Annotated in this window: 10 protein-coding genes; 8 read left to right on the forward strand and 2 right to left on the reverse strand. The window is 55.3% G+C overall.

Annotated elements, in window-relative coordinates; genetic code table 11:
- Positions 1-177: 177 nt before the first annotated feature.
- The 3 genes from RYB66_RS13415 (at position 178) to RYB66_RS13425 (ending at position 3773) form a co-directional block, all read left to right on the forward strand.
- Positions 178-510 carry a hypothetical protein gene (locus RYB66_RS13415; protein WP_003433848.1) on the forward strand — a complete coding sequence of 111 codons (333 nt, stop codon included), beginning with the start codon at positions 178-180 and terminating at the stop codon, positions 508-510.
- A 468-nt stretch (positions 511-978) separates the two neighbouring features.
- Positions 979-1890, forward strand: a complete 912-nt coding sequence (locus tag RYB66_RS13420; protein ID WP_223272544.1) for an AAA family ATPase — start codon at positions 979-981, stop codon at positions 1888-1890.
- 578 nt (positions 1891-2468) lie between these two features.
- Positions 2469-3773 (forward strand): PQQ-dependent sugar dehydrogenase, encoded by a 1305-nt coding sequence (locus tag RYB66_RS13425; RefSeq protein ID WP_005777246.1) that lies wholly within the window; start codon positions 2469-2471, stop codon positions 3771-3773.
- A gap of 33 nt (positions 3774-3806) precedes the next feature.
- On the opposite strand, the gene RYB66_RS26620 is transcribed toward RYB66_RS13425, so the two are convergent.
- On the reverse strand, positions 3807-4088 hold the full coding sequence (locus tag RYB66_RS26620) for a DUF192 domain-containing protein (RefSeq protein ID WP_230081973.1): 282 nt from the start codon (positions 4086-4088) through the stop codon (positions 3807-3809).
- Positions 4089-4454: 366 nt separating this feature from the next.
- Here RYB66_RS26620 and RYB66_RS13435 point away from each other — a divergent pair, with 366 nt between their 5' ends.
- Positions 4455-5606 (forward strand): MFS transporter, encoded by a 1152-nt coding sequence (locus RYB66_RS13435; protein WP_003435165.1) that lies wholly within the window; start codon positions 4455-4457, stop codon positions 5604-5606.
- A 203-nt stretch (positions 5607-5809) separates the two neighbouring features.
- Here the strand turns inward: RYB66_RS13435 and RYB66_RS13440 are convergent, their stop codons facing one another.
- On the reverse strand, positions 5810-6709 hold the full coding sequence (locus RYB66_RS13440; RefSeq protein ID WP_003435167.1) for a LysR family transcriptional regulator: 900 nt from the start codon (positions 6707-6709) through the stop codon (positions 5810-5812).
- A 202-nt stretch (positions 6710-6911) separates the two neighbouring features.
- On the opposite strand from RYB66_RS13440, the gene RYB66_RS13445 reads away from it, so the two are divergent.
- From RYB66_RS13445 to RYB66_RS13460, 4 genes are all read left to right on the forward strand, one after another.
- Entirely contained in the window at positions 6912-8264 is a 1353-nt protein-coding gene (locus RYB66_RS13445; protein ID WP_316894597.1) for a VCBS repeat-containing protein, read from the forward strand.
- A 252-nt stretch (positions 8265-8516) separates the two neighbouring features.
- Positions 8517-9662, forward strand: a complete 1146-nt coding sequence (locus RYB66_RS13450) for an efflux RND transporter periplasmic adaptor subunit (protein ID WP_410478412.1) — start codon at positions 8517-8519, stop codon at positions 9660-9662.
- 32 nt (positions 9663-9694) lie between these two features.
- A complete protein-coding gene (locus RYB66_RS13455) occupies positions 9695-12859 on the forward strand; it encodes an efflux RND transporter permease subunit (protein WP_316894600.1) in 3165 nt (1054 codons plus the stop codon).
- 1 nt (position 12860) lies between these two features.
- The gene (locus tag RYB66_RS13460) at positions 12861-14348 is read left to right on the forward strand and encodes an efflux transporter outer membrane subunit (RefSeq protein WP_016981760.1); all 1488 of its coding nucleotides are present in this window, start codon (positions 12861-12863) and stop codon (positions 14346-14348) included.
- Positions 14349-14440 lie beyond the last annotated feature (92 nt).

A 14440-nucleotide genomic window follows, 5' to 3' on the forward strand; every position in this document is an offset into this window, starting at 1 on the left:
TTGGCGGCCTGGTCGAGGACAGGATGATCAGATGTTGAGTGCAGCCAAAACTTTATGAGGTTGCTGGAGCTCTGTCGTGAAGCAGGTCAGCCTTTTTCCTTTGCAGGCGTTCATACCTATGGCCAGTAAACCGAGTAAAATGGGAGCGTTCTTACATGACCCTCACCGAGAAATTCGATGACTTCTGATCTGAGTGAAGAAGAGATGCGCAGGGCGCTTTTTGGCGACGCTGAGCCCGCACATCCGGTTGCTGTCCCCCTGAGCCCTGAGCCCATTCCTGAGGTCGTGTTCGTGAAACCGTCCGCGCCCGCGCCAAAGAAGAAGGCAGCGAAAGCTTTCATGCCCAGACTGCGAGTGCTCTTGAGGGTCGGTAATGAATTTGAAGACAAAATGTTCGACTTCATCCATGAAGCAGACACCCTCAGCACGCTCTTGGCAGAACAGGAAGCGGTGAAAGCGGCCAGGAAAAAATTCCGCTATGTCGAATTCGTGGAGGTAAAGTCGATGTAGCGGTCGATACGAAACTGCCCGCCGAAGATTTCGACGCTCGCAGCGGCTGTACTTTTAGCGTGGAGAAAGCTCGACCCAGTGAGCAAGCCGTTAACATTCGTGGCGGGGCTGCATCAGTCACTGTCCAGTGAGCAAAAACTGATGTTCAGGATCATGGTTCATTGAGCCACTACCCATTCGTCCTTCCAAGCAGAGAATCGAGCGGCACTCTGTGCCATCTAGTATCCCCATTTGCAAAACCTTAGGCTGTGTCGACAGATAAGGAGAATTGCTATGTCCCCATTTGCCGTTGCCCTCATGAACTCGCGAATCGAACATTCAATGTCCAGATTCAGGGCCGCAGAGTGCGCTGGAGTAAGCGAGAGAACCTGGAGATCCTACGAGCAGGGGTCGCGAAAACCAGGCAAGAGCGTCGTTCGAAATTTTTATAACCGTTCAGGGATCGCCATGCCCTCAACTACCGTGCAGATGCTTAACGCTACTCGGTCAGCGCGCGTATTAAGCGTTACATCGTTAAAAGGAGGAGTGGGTAAGTCACCTATCACAGTGGACATTGCCGCGTGCCTAGTAGAGCGCGGGAATACCGTGGCTGTCATCACACACGATTGCTGCTATGAGGATGGTGTTTCCAATGGGGCGCAGCTCAAGGCACGCTCGCTGGTCGCAGGCGTTGACTTCTTTGGCTATGCAGATCTGTTCTTCTCCGTTGCGGAGAAGGAAACCTTCGCTAAGCGGCTGCGGCACATCGTGGATCACGGATCCCCCATGGATCGTAGCGGGCTTGAATTTGAAATGGGTGGAACGCTTGGGTCGATGGTGGAAAGGATAGGATCATGCCAGATGTTCAAAGACATGAAAGCAAATTACGACTACATCCTACTTGACCTTAACCTCAAGGTAGATCTAATTCGCGCTCATGCAGACCTTGTAGCAATCATCATCGACAGCTCCTGCCCCCAATCAGTGGATAGCGCCCAGAGATTGAATCACCGATTGCTTGAAAGAAAGCGTGGGCGGCGGGTACCGAAGTGCTTCGGCCTTGTCACTCGTAATGATATCGGGGGACGTAGCCAAGAGCTGGAGGAATACTGTGGAGGTCTGGATATATCGCCGGATTTGGCCGAAGGCCTAGAGGAACAAAGGTTTGTCTCCAGCAAGTTCCGAGAACGTATTCTAGGCGATATCAAAGCTCTGCCATTGACCCGCTTGCTGACCCACCTGACCAACGCTCATGAGATCGTGATCGACAAGTACAATACTGATCAGCCCTTCATGGAGGGCTATACCTATTTCGATTCAGTCCTGGATATCTCCCCGGGTTCCCACGCTGCGGACGAGATACGTCGGCTGACCACCGAAATCGTCGATTTGCGGCTCTGAGCAAAGCAGCTTACCGAGTGAGCCACGCCCGCTCGATTTCTACGGATCAGGTGTAGCCCCCACGGGCTACACATGCGCGGCGTCTACGTTTCAAATGCGGTAGGCGCCTGCGCAGGACATCAAGTTCAGCAGCTCCTCGTTGATAGGGAAGCCCCGTACATCTTCGGATTTTCCATAGAGATGGAGCCCTGCTGGGGTTGTGGCCAGCCAATCTTTCGACATCGGCCACATCGAGACAGTACAAGACAACCTGAGCCGAGTGATCTTCAGGCGTTGGGCGAGTCCATCTGGCGCTGAAGGGCTACGCAACTCTCCCAGCGCAAATCCTAAGATAGGTTTGGCAGGTTGATTTCAATCGCACGGCGCGTTGAAAAACACTCATGAATATCTGGGTGACAATAGCCATCTGACTCAATGACTGCGCCCGAGAACTGCGCTAGTCCATTTCGATAATCCGCCGCACACCTCCAGGTGCTCCGATTTCTGATCGGTGTCTCGGCGCGATTTGGAATCTCAAGAGTACGCCGTTGACGATCGTCGACCGATCTCTCACACCGCTTTTTTGGGGATAGACAGTTATGAGAACGACCGCTTTGGCCATGGTGGCCGCGCTTAGCCTGTCGAGCGCAACAGCATTTGCTCAAGTCATCGATATGGAAGATATACCGACCAAGGGGACACGCGCGCCGGATGCGAATATCAAACCTGGACAGCCGCTACCCCGCAACGCACCAATCAATCCCAAGCAGCAGCCCGCATTCATAGGTCAGACTCAGGCGCCAGCAGTCGTCACAAAGGCTGCTATCGACACGAAGGTGATGACCCGAAATCTGAATCATCCTTGGGGGCTAGCGTTCATTGGGGAAAATCGCGCGATCATTACTGAAAAGCCTGGAGCTATGAGGATCGTCGATCTTGGAACGGGAGAGATCGTTGGTGATGTTCAGGGTGTGCCGCGAGTGGTTTATGGCGCAGATGCCGGATTACTGGACATTATTACCGATCCCAAATTCTCAACGAACGGCATGGTGTACTTCACCTACGTGGAGCCAAGAGGAGGGGAAGAAAATGGGATCGTCGTCGCCAAAGCCAAACTGGCAGTCGAAACCCGCGCGGGTGAGCCGCCTCGCTACAATCTTGCCGGACTTAAAACGGTTATCCGGGTTGAGCCGGGTATCGTTGGAGAAAAACACTATGGTTCGAGGTTAGCTTTTGACCGAGAGGGCTATCTCTACGTATCCCTCGCGGAGCGATTCTTCTCCCCATACCGCGATGAGGCTCAATCGCTCTACAGTTGGCTGGGCAAGATCCTGCGAATTACTACCGACGGTGAAGCCGCGCCGGGTAACCCCTACGCTGGCGATCCTAAAGCTGAAAACCACACGCGGCCAGAGATTTGGAGTTATGGCCAGCGCAACCCGCAAGGACTCGCTTTCCATCCGGAAACGGGAGAGCTCTGGGATGCGGAGCATGGCCCGCAAGGTGGAGATGAGATCAACCTCATCAAGCGCGGGCATAACTACGGCTGGCCACTGGCAGCCTACGGAACCAATTACGACGGCACTGCGATTTACGGCGGTCGCTCGCAGCTCGAAGGAACAGATCAGCCCCGCTATTACTGGGATCCCACGATTGCACCTGGCGGCATGACCTTCTATTCCGGCAAGCTAATTCCTGAATGGAAAAATAACCTGTTTGTCGCTGCGCTGGCCGGTCAACATCTAGCACGATTGGTCATTCAGGGCGACAAGGTTGTTGGTGAGGAGCGGCTGCTTCAGGATCAACATCAGCGAATCCGCGATGCCAAAGAGGGCCCGGACGGAGCGCTCTGGGTGATCACTGATGATGCTGCGGGCCGATTGATCCGTATCACCCCAAAATAAAGAATCTGCTCAGAATACCCAGGAGGAGGCTGCTCAGCGAAAGCTCAAGCAGTCTGCCTTCGCAACCTGGTCGCCGATCCTGATTCCGACCTTTTGGAACGTCCCCTTGGGCACTTCGATGATGGCTATGGCAGGTTCGAATGACGATCGCTTTTCCATAATTTGCGGCTCCAACTCCAGGATGGTCTGAAGCTCACCCTTTGCACTGATCCATCCTGCGGAGAGAGGGGCTGGCGTGTTTTTCATCCATACGCCTCGGACACCGGGCTCAGGCCACACGAATATCACGCCTGGCCCCGGATTGTCTTTTCCCATCAAGCCCTGCTTCATCGCGTCAGCCGTTCGGGCTACAGGTAAGGTGAGCTCGCTGCCGGTTTCGAACTGGATCGTACAGGTCTCCGTCGTGGGGGGTTGGGGTGTAGGGGCTGAAGTGGAGGCGAGTAGGGTGCACATATGAAAAACAATCGTAAGCGAAACCGTGATCTTCAGCTGGCCGTAAGCCTTAGAGCTTCTACGCATAGTGAGTCACGGAACCTGGGTAGCCGAACGCAAAGCAGTGATGAGGATGTAGAAGTGCACATTTGAAAACAGAGTCCACAGACCGTCCCAATTTGCAGGCTGTACAGATCAGCCTTGTTCCACTCAAGCCGCACCCGCTTTCATTAGAGATGTTGGACATTTATGGCTCACTCGCTTAACCCCAAAGTCTATGCTCTGACTTTCACCACGTTTGTCATGCTTTCCTCAGAATTCATCGTCGCAGGGCTGCTACCTGAAATCGCGTCTGCGCTACAGATAACCGTGGGTAATGCCGGCTGGCTTGTCACGGCCTTTGCACTGGGCATGGGCGTGGGTGCGCCGTTAATAGCGGCGTTCACGCACAGAGTCAGTCTACGCTTGTTACTGATCACGGCCTGTGTCGCTTTGTTCCTCGGCAATACCATCTGCGCGCTTACTGACAATTTCGCCTTGTTGATGATAGGCCGCGCATTGGGCGGGGTAGGTGTCGCGATGTTCTGGACGAATGCTGCATTGGCCGCTGCGGCCATGTCCAAGCCTGAGGCTAAAAGTCTTGCAGTTTCCCGAGTGCTCATCGGTGCTTCGATCGCATCGGTGGTAGGCGTTCCTCTGGGTAAGGCCGTGAGCGATGCCTGGCGTTGGGAAGATGCGTTGCTGCTGATGGCGGTGCTCAGCGCTCTAGCTTTGGCAATGGTCATTCGCTGGATTCACGTGCCTGAGAGAGATGGGTCTCAGCTCCAATCTACATTGTCAGAGCGACTCAGGGCGGTGTGCCGCCCCGACATTGTGCGGGCACTGCTGAGCTACTTGTTGATTTTCGGGGGGATAATGGCGGTGTTCAGCTACCTCGCTACCTTCCTCGTCCGTTACACCCATTTCCCATTCGCATACGTCACACCTGTCTTGGCGTTATACGGTGTAGCCGACATCGTGGGTAACCTTGTTGTCTCCAGGCACATACCAGATCCACTTGAGGGCATGTTTAAACGCCTGCTTATCGTGCTCGCAATTTCGTTGACGGCCTTATCCCTGTTCGGCACCACGGTGTGGATGATTCCTTTCGTCATCGCAGCAGTGGGCTGCTGTCACGCAGCTGCGGGCCTCATGACAGGGATCGATGTGCTACGCCGGGCCGGTGCCAACGCTCAGCTCGTAGGCGCATTCAATGTCAGTGCAATTAACGTTGGAATCATGCTTGGCTCTGTCGCCGGAGGGTTGTTGATAGACCATATCGGTTTAGCGTTCATAGGCTGCCTGGGTGGCGGTTTCGTATTGCTTGCATTGCTCGTCAGAGCCCGGCTCACGCCTGCCTAGCTAACTCAATCGGCGCAGCAGGCCCATTCATGTGCGGTTGGCTTCATGATCTTTTTGGCGGATGGGAAGTGCCGCTAGCGCTGTTGCTGGCTTGTGCGGCGCTCCAGGTCATCTTCGCGGTTTTGGCTGGGCGTAATCACTTTGTTTGATCATCTAAAATTTTTGCCGGAACCGCACCTGAATGTCGGGGCATTCGCTTGATGTCACTCTGACTTAGAGTACCGCAGAGCTTCGACGAGTAACTGGAACGCCGAGGTGTTTTGTCGGCGGCTTGGGTAGTACAGGTAGTAGCCAGGGAAGGCAGGGCACCAATCGTCCAGCACTCTCACCAAGCGTCCCGCTTCGACTTGGTGAATGACTTGAGAGTCCAGCAGGCATGCCAGCCCGTATCCCGCTACGGCGGCCTCTAAGATCATCTCTGGTCGATTGAAAGCTACCTGACCCGACACCCGAACCTGTGTCGCTTGGCCGTCCTTTTCAAAGTGCCAGGCAGACTTACCGTTCAAGCTGGGGAAACGGCGATTGATACACAGGTGGTTGACGAGCTGATCAGGGTGAGTAGGCACGGGGTATTTGGCCAGATACGAAGGCGAGCCGACGATGACGCAGCGCTCCATCGGCCCGATCGGAACAGCGATCATGTCCTTGTCCAAGTTTTCGCCAAGCCGGATACCTGCGTCGAAGCGCTCGGCGACAATATCCACGAATCCATTGTCGACGGTGATCTCTACCTCAATGTCAGGGTATTTGGGCAGCCATCGATTGAGGGCAGGCCATAAAATGGTCTCAGCTACATGATCCGCTGTGGTAATCCGGATGGAACCGGCAGGCTTATCCCGCACATCAGTCAAGCTCTCAAGCTGGGCAGTGATGTCAGCTAGTGCAGGCTTCAGTGTTTCTAGTAATCGCTCGCCAGCAGCGGTTGGTGAAACGCTGCGAGTGGTTCTTGTGAGAAGACGAACTCCCAGGCGTGCTTCTAGCCTGCGAATTTTATGGCTCAGCGCCGATTGGGAAGTGCCCAGTCGGCCTGCCGCCCGCGTAAAACTACGCTCCTCTGCCACGGCCACAAAAGCCATGAGGCTACCCATTTCATCTTGAAACATTTAGTTACCCATGTCATAAACGGCGTGCCCATCCCGTGAGCGGATCATATCCCGGTGCGGTTTTCCGGGCCATACTCATTTCATTTATGACGCAACGTCATAGCCCCATTCGATTTTTTCGCCCTAATTCTCGGTGACTTCCCAGTGAATAATTGAGTTTTGCAGCTTCGCGCTGGACGCTCTAATGACTGAAGGACACCTCATGAAAAGCAGATTCAACGCCCCTGTCGCCTGGCTAACCTCGGGCCTTTTTTCAGTACTAGGCGGGTGCTCCTGGGCTGATCAGTGGAAGAGCGAGTCTGATGCCTTCGATATTCTTACTGACAAACCAACGGAGTTTTTCGTGGACGCCACATCCACGAATGTACCGATCGCCCCGAGCCTGCATGCAACCGATTCAGTTTTCATCGATGTGGATAAGGATGGCGACCTTGATGTTGTCGTCTCGGTAGAGCACGGCGTAAATCGCCTTTATCTAAACGATGGCCAGGGTCGCTTGGTAGAGCGGCCAGGTGCTTTTGGTAAGGGCATCCACGACAGCGAGCATGTTCGAGCGGCGGATTTGAATGCCGATGGCAACATGGACGTCGTCTTCGTCGCCGAGGCGGATGAGATCCATCAACTATTTCTAGGTGATGGAAAGGGTGGTTTTACCGATGCCAGTGAGCGTTTGCCTCAAACAAGCCAAGGTAATGCGCTAGCTCTCGGCGACGTGAATGGGGACAAGCTACCTGACATCGTGATTGGCAGCACAGGTGAGACAGCCTATGCCCCCGATGCGAAGATCATCCCTGCACGCAATCTGCTTTTTCTAAATGACCCCAAACGCCCAGGCGACTTTATCAATGCCACGAAGACCCATCTCCCTGATACCAACGATCAGACCGAGGGAGTAGCGCTTGCAGACATGGATGGCGACGGCGATTTGGACATGGTATTGGCCAGTCCAGCGCTCCCAAATCGGCTGCTAATCAATGACGGCAGTGGTCACTTCAAGGACGCCTCATCGCAACTCGACCTGCGAGTTCCGATGGAGAGTCGAGAGGTTCAGGTCGTCGACGTGAACCAGGACGGGTATCTCGACATTGTCTTCTTCAGCATCACCAGCAATAACTTCGGCTGGGACAAGGATCCCCAAACTCGCATCCTGGTGAATGACGGCAAAGGTCATTTTCGCGATGAGACTGCCGGGCGTCTGCCTGCGCACAAGTTCTCAAGTTGGGGTGGAACCGTGGTGGATTTCAATCACGACGGAAATCCCGATTTGCTCGTCGGCGCCATTGATGTGCCTGGGTTCGTGCCTCTCCAGGTTCGTGCGTGGCAAAACGACGGAAAGGGCCAATTCCGCGACGTCACAGGCGATGTGATGCCTGGTTCCACAGTTGGCCGCAGTTGGAGCATGGGTCGTGGCGACCTAGACGGCGACGGTCGAGAAGATGTGTTCATCGGCGGTTGGGGTACGCAAGCCCGTCTTCTACTCAGCGATACAAACGCCTATGAGGCGACACGCCCGGCTGTGACTCCTTTGAACTCTCCGAAGGCCGAGACCCAGTAGCCATCAATGGGGTTTGAGACGCCGCTCGCAGTAGCGTTGATCTCTTCTGCAAGTAATTCAAAGCGCAGTCGACAAACAAAAATCCACGCATCGTGCCCCAGAGAATTCAGCGCCTGGGGGACGTTGCCTCGCGCCTCGGAGCTTCCGAGGCTAGCTGCCAGTCACGAATGAATTTTAGCGATTGAGACTGAGGTTGATATGTCCCGTGCACATGTAAACATGGTTTTTCGAGGAGGATTCGTAGCCTCACTAATGGTATTAGCCGGGTGCAGCCAGCCTGAGGCAGCGGCTCCGCCAAAGGTGTTTGAAGTGGGCGTTATCACCGTCAAAACCAGCTCCGTACCAGTCTTCAGCAATCTTCCAGGGCGTACCAATGCCTATCTGGTATCCCAAGTCAGAGCGCGAGTGGACGGTATTGTGCTTAGGCGAGAGTTCACGGAGGGGGCAAACGTAAAAGCAGGTCAACGGTTATACAAGATTGACCCTGCCCCCTACGTCGCGGCCTTGAACAGCGCAAAAGCGACCTTAGCGCGGGCTCAAGCCAGCCTGGTCGCAGAAAATGCACAAGTGCAACGCTATAAAGTCTTGGTTGAGGGCAATGCGATCAGTCGGCAAAACTATGACAACTCTCTCGCAGCTCAGGGCCAAGCTGTAGCGGATGTCGCAGCCGGTAAGGCCATGGTTGAGCGTGCAGAGATCAACCTGAGTTACACAGATGTCGTATCACCCATCAGCGGGCGCATAGGCCTTTCAGAGGTCACACCAGGTGCCTATGTGCAGGCTACCGGTGCGACGCTAATGACCACCGTGCAGCAGCTTGACCCCATGTATGTCGATCTCACGCAGTCAAGCGCCTACGGCTTAAAGCTTCGTACCGACATTCAGGAAGGCCGGCTTCAGACCCAAGGCAACGATGCTGCCAAGGTCACACTGACGCTTGAGAATGGCCGCCAGTACGAACAGGTAGGCAAGCTTCAATTTTCCGATGTCAGTGTCAATCAAGGCACTGGCTCCGTGACAGTAAGAGCCGTTTTCCCGAATCCAAACGGGACGCTATTACCTGGCATGTTTGTGCGGGCACGTTTGGAGGAGGGGACGAACAATGGCGCAATGCTGATCCCCCAAGTAGGCGTAACCCACGATCAGTCAGGCCGGCCTATCGCTTTGATCGTTGGCTCAGATGACAAAGTCTCCCAAGCCGTCCTGACAACCTCAGGCACGCGCGGCACTGACTGGATTGTTACTAGTGGCCTGAAACCTGGCGATCGAGTGATCGTGCAGGGAACCGACAAAACTCGACCTGGTGCAAAGGTCAAAACCGTTCCCGCCCAGCTCAATGGCTCAACCGCTGACGGTACACCACAAGGTGGCGACACCCGCACTAGCCCTAGCGCATAGCCCTCACTCCTCAACCAGCGAGCCCGTGCCATATGGCTAACTTTTTTATCGATCGACCTATTTTTGCCTGGGTCTTGGCAATCATCTTGATGCTAGCCGGCATCGCCGCCATTTTTAATTTGCCGGTTTCTCAATTCCCAACCATCGCACCACCTACAATACAAATTCAGTCCCGTTACCCAGGTGCATCCGCCAGCACGGTGGAGAACACAGTAACCCAGGTAATTGAGCAGCAGATGCGGGGCCTGGATCACCTGATGTACATGTCATCGACTAGCGATGACTTCGGTCAGGCGGCGATCACGCTGACATTTGCTCCGGGCACGAACCCCGATATTGCCCAGGTTCAGGTGCAAAACAAGCTTCAGCTTGCCACCCCCCAGCTCCCACAAACGGTGCAGCAGACTGGCATTGAGGTCACCAAGTCCAACAGCAGCACGCTATTGGCTGTGGGCTTCATCTCAGCCGACGGCTCGATGAATCGAGACGAGCTCGCCAACTATGTCGCCTCCAATATTCAAGATCCGGTAAGCCGTCTGGACGGGGTCGGGCAGGTTCAACTCTACGGCCGCCAGTTCGCCATGAGGATCTGGCTCAACCCGCTCAGGCTCAACAACTACAAGTTGAATCCCACAGATGTGACCAATGCGATCGCAGCTCAGAATGTGCAGATTGCAGGCGGTTCGCTGGGAGGAACACCGCCTGCTCCAGGCCAGATGCTGCAGGCCACCATCACCGAAGCCACCCTTCTGCGTACGCCAACGGAATTCGGCAATATCCTTTTGAAAGTTGAGCCTGACGGATCGCAGGTGAGGGTCAAGGATGTCGCCCGAGTCGAGCTTGGCGGTGAAGACTACAACTATCTCACGCTTTACAACGGTAAACCTGCAGCGGCTATTGGTGTTCAGCTGGCTACCGGTGCGAATGCGCTGGAGGTGGCCGAGCGCGTACGAGATCGCGTGAAAGAGCTCGCGCCATTTGCGCCTCCGGGTGTTGTCATTGAGTACCCACAAGACACGACGCCTTTCGTGACAGAAGCGATTACAGGGGTCTTCCACACGTTGCTGGAAGGTATCGTCCTGGTATTTCTGATCATGTACCTGTTCCTGCAAAATTTCAGGGCGACGCTAATTCCGACCATCGCTGTCCCAGTGGTGCTGTTGGGCACATTTGCCGCGATGGTGGCTGTAGGGTTCTCCATCAACACCTTGTCGATGTTCGGCTTGGTGCTCGCAATCGGGCTATTGGTTGACGACGCGATCGTCGTGGTTGAGAACGTGGAGCGGGTCATGGTCGAGGAAGGTCTTGGCCCGAAGGAGGCGACTCGCAAGGCGATGGGCCAGATCACCGGAGCGCTGATTGGCGTTGCAGTAGTTCTGGGTGCCGTGTTCGTCCCTGTGGCGTTTGCCAGTGGTTCGGTCGGCGCTATCTACCGTCAGTTTTCGCTCACCATCGTGGTGGCGATGGTGCTGTCGGTGCTGACAGCCGTGATCCTCACACCGGCACTCTGTGCAACCATGCTGAAACCCGTTGGGCGTGACCATCAAAAAAAGACAGGTTTCTTCGGCTGGTTCAATCGGATCTTTGATCGCGGCCAGGCTCATTACCACGTCGGTGTACAGCGCGTTATTCGAGCTTCATCTCGATACATTTTGCTCTATGTTCTGCTTACCGGTGCCGCTGTCTTCATGTTCCTGCGTGTACCCACGGGCTTCCTGCCGGACGAAGACCAGGGCCGGATATTCGTTATGGTCACAACGCCACCGGGGGCAACCCAAGAGCGGACGAGTCGAGCACTCAGTGACGTAAGCGCATATCTGCGTGAGGATGAAAAAGACATCGTCACGTCCACTTGGGAAATCAATGGCTACAGCTTTCCAGGACGCGCGCAGACTTCTGGGGTGATCTTTGTTCAGATGAAGGCATTCGAGGACAGGCTCGGCGATGCACCTAGAGCCCAGGATCTGGTGAACCGACTGAACGCACGCTTTGCGGATTACAAAGATGCCAACATCACTGCGGGTAATCCTCCAGCGATTCCAGGGCTTGGAAATGTGTCTGGTTTTGACCTGGAACTGATGGACAGCGGTGGTGTAGGTCATGACGCGCTCATGAGAGCAAGGGACAGCGTGATGGAGCGGGGCAACGCCTCGCCAGTGGTTCAAAACGTTCGCCCCAACGGCCTGAACGATGCCCCGAAATTCAAAGTGAACATTGATCGCGAGAAAGCCAGCGCGCTGGGTCTCACCGCTGCCGGGATAGACCAGGCGTTCTCTGTTGCTTGGGGTTCGGCCTATGTGAACAAATTTCTCGACCTCGACAACCGAATCAAGAGTGTCTATGTCCAGGCTGATGCCCAATGGCGGATGACACCTGAAAATCTCAACGATTGGTACCTCCGTAATGATGCCGGTGAGATGGTGCCCTTCAGCACGTTTGGTACCGGCGAGTGGATCTACGGGTCGCCTCAGCTCGAACGTTACCAAGGTGTGCCGGCGGTTCAGATCAATGGTAATGCTGCAGATGGGTATTCCACCGGGCAAGCGATGGATGCCATGGAGGAGGTGTTGAAAGACCTTCCGGAGGGAATCAGCTACGCGTGGACAGGCATCTCCGTGCAGGAGCGGCAGTCGGCATCTCAAGCCCCCATCATGTATGCCATCTCCATCGTTTTCGTCTTCCTCTGCTTAGCAGCGCTTTACGAAAGTTGGTCGATTCCTGTTTCAGTCATCCTGGTAGTCCCGCTGGGGATTCTTGGCGCCCTGGCAGCGGCTTTGTTGCGGGGCCTGGAAAATGACGTGTTCTTCCAGGTGGCATTGCTGACCACCGTAGGTTTGTCTGCAAAAAACGCGATCTTGATCGTGGAGTTCGCAAGAGACCTCCAGGATCAGGGCCGAAGCGCGGTGGAGGCAGCGATCGAGGCCGCACGTCTTCGTCTTCGTCCAATCCTGATGACCTCGCTGGCGTTCATTCTGGGTGTTTTGCCACTGGTATTTAGCAGTGGTGCGGGCTCCACCAGCCAGAATGCCATTGGCACTGGTGTGATCGGCGGTATGCTGGCCTCTACCTTCCTTGCGATATTCATGACCCCGCTGTTCTTCGTTTTGGTGAGCAGGCTCTCTGGTGCAAAACAAAATGCACAAGCGGCTCCTGAAGTACCGCAGCGTACAGCACCACAGACGCAAGGAGGGCAGTGATATGTCGAGGGCAAGAGCCTTTGGGGCGATTACCTGTTCATGCCTCGCAGTCGCGCTGGCTGGATGTAATCTTCAGCCCTCATATGAGGCGCCGGAGCCTGCGATCGCTAACAGCTTTCCATCGGGATGGGCTTATCAGGGCGGGCTCGTACAGCCGCCCAACAATGGCGCGCAGCAGGCAAGAGCAGAGCAGCCTGCCAGTGAAGTAGGGTGGCGTGAGTTTTTTCGCGATCAGCGACTGCAAGCACTCATCGCACTGGCTTTGCGGAACAATCAAGACCTTGAGATCGCCATGCTGAATGTGGAGGTCGCCCGGGCTCAATATCGGATCACACGCTCCCAGTTACTGCCGTATGTGGATGCAGCTGCTTCAGCATCAAGGGAGCGAACGCCTAGCAACCTTTCGAGCGACGGGGCAGAGCTGTCAACCGAGTATTCAGTGGGACTTAATGTCTCGTGGGAGCTGGATTTCTTCGGTCGGATCGCAAGCCTGAAGGATGAGGCATTGGCGCAATATTTCTCCTTAGCTCAGACGCGCGAAGCCGCTGAGATGCTCTTGGTATCACAGGTGGCGAACCAGTACTTGGCAATGCTAGGGAGCGACGATCAGCTTGCAGTGACCCGATCCACGTTAAAGAACGCTGAGGAGTCATACCGCATCACGAAACTCAGTTTTGATAACGGTATCGCGACCGAGCTCGATCTTCATCAGTCCCAAGGCATCGTAGAACAGGTATCCGCCAGCCTTGAGGCCTATACGCGGGCGCGCGCCCAGGATGAAAATGCGCTGGTTCTACTGATCGGTCAGCCCATCCCTGAAGGGCTTCCAGTTGGGTTGTCTCTATCCGATCAGGCGCTATTGTCCGACATCCCGGCCGGCCTGCCGTCCCAACTACTAAAGCGCCGTCCAGACATAGCAGCGGCGGAGCAGTCGCTTATTGCCGCCAATGCGAGTATTGGCGCCGCACGCGCGGCATTCTTTCCGACCGTATCGCTCACTGGCAGCTACGGCACTCTATCGCACTCGACCCGGGGCTTGTTTCAGGGCGGGCAGGGGGCATGGAGCGTTGTGCCGCAAATATCCGTACCTATCTTCGCAGGAGGTGCCAACAGGGCGAATCTCGATGCCGCCCAGGTTCAGAAGCGCATAGAGGTTGCCAACTATCAAAAGGTGATCCAGGTAGCCTTTCGCGAGGTGTCAGACGGGCTTGCAGCCCGACGCACCTATGACCGGCAGATTCAGTACCTGCAGCAGTATGAGAGCACACAGACCCGGCGTCTTGAGCTGTCCGACCTGCGATACCGCAGCGGCGTCGATGGCTATCTTTCGGTACTGGAAGCCCAGACGGATTTGTTTGACGCCAACCAGAGTCTTGTAGCTGCTCGGGTATCACGGGCCAGCAACCTGGTGTCGCTCTACAAGGCGTTGGGAGGTGGATGGACGGAGGGCACTTCAGTCTCGGCAACAGACGCCTCCATTGTGAACTAGCGCGTCTGACGTCACTGATGAACCGTTGACCTGTCGATGGACAGGTCAAGCTTGACGCAGCACCTTCGCCCCGCGAGGTGCTGCGAAAGAGC

The sequence above is a fragment of the Pseudomonas syringae group sp. 243L2 genome, assembly GCF_032587875.1.
Taxonomy (GTDB): domain Bacteria; phylum Pseudomonadota; class Gammaproteobacteria; order Pseudomonadales; family Pseudomonadaceae; genus Aquipseudomonas; species Aquipseudomonas amygdali.

What these genes read in the sequence shown, in the direction of transcription:
- RYB66_RS13415 (WP_003433848.1), top strand. Translation starts at nt 178, where the DNA reads ATGACTTCTGATCTGAGTGAAGAAGAGATGCGCAGGGCGCTTTTTGGC.
- RYB66_RS13420 (WP_223272544.1), top strand. Translation starts at nt 979, where the DNA reads ATGCTTAACGCTACTCGGTCAGCGCGCGTATTAAGCGTTACATCGTTA.
- RYB66_RS13425 (WP_005777246.1), top strand. Translation starts at nt 2,469, where the DNA reads ATGAGAACGACCGCTTTGGCCATGGTGGCCGCGCTTAGCCTGTCGAGC.
- RYB66_RS26620 (WP_230081973.1), bottom strand. Translation starts at nt 4,088, where the DNA reads ATGGGAAAAGACAATCCGGGGCCAGGCGTGATATTCGTGTGGCCTGAG.
- RYB66_RS13435 (WP_003435165.1), top strand. Translation starts at nt 4,455, where the DNA reads ATGGCTCACTCGCTTAACCCCAAAGTCTATGCTCTGACTTTCACCACG.
- RYB66_RS13440 (WP_003435167.1), bottom strand. Translation starts at nt 6,709, where the DNA reads ATGTTTCAAGATGAAATGGGTAGCCTCATGGCTTTTGTGGCCGTGGCA.
- RYB66_RS13445 (WP_316894597.1), top strand. Translation starts at nt 6,912, where the DNA reads ATGAAAAGCAGATTCAACGCCCCTGTCGCCTGGCTAACCTCGGGCCTT.
- RYB66_RS13450 (WP_410478412.1), top strand. Translation starts at nt 8,517, where the DNA reads ATGGTATTAGCCGGGTGCAGCCAGCCTGAGGCAGCGGCTCCGCCAAAG.
- RYB66_RS13455 (WP_316894600.1), top strand. Translation starts at nt 9,695, where the DNA reads ATGGCTAACTTTTTTATCGATCGACCTATTTTTGCCTGGGTCTTGGCA.
- RYB66_RS13460 (WP_016981760.1), top strand. Translation starts at nt 12,861, where the DNA reads ATGTCGAGGGCAAGAGCCTTTGGGGCGATTACCTGTTCATGCCTCGCA.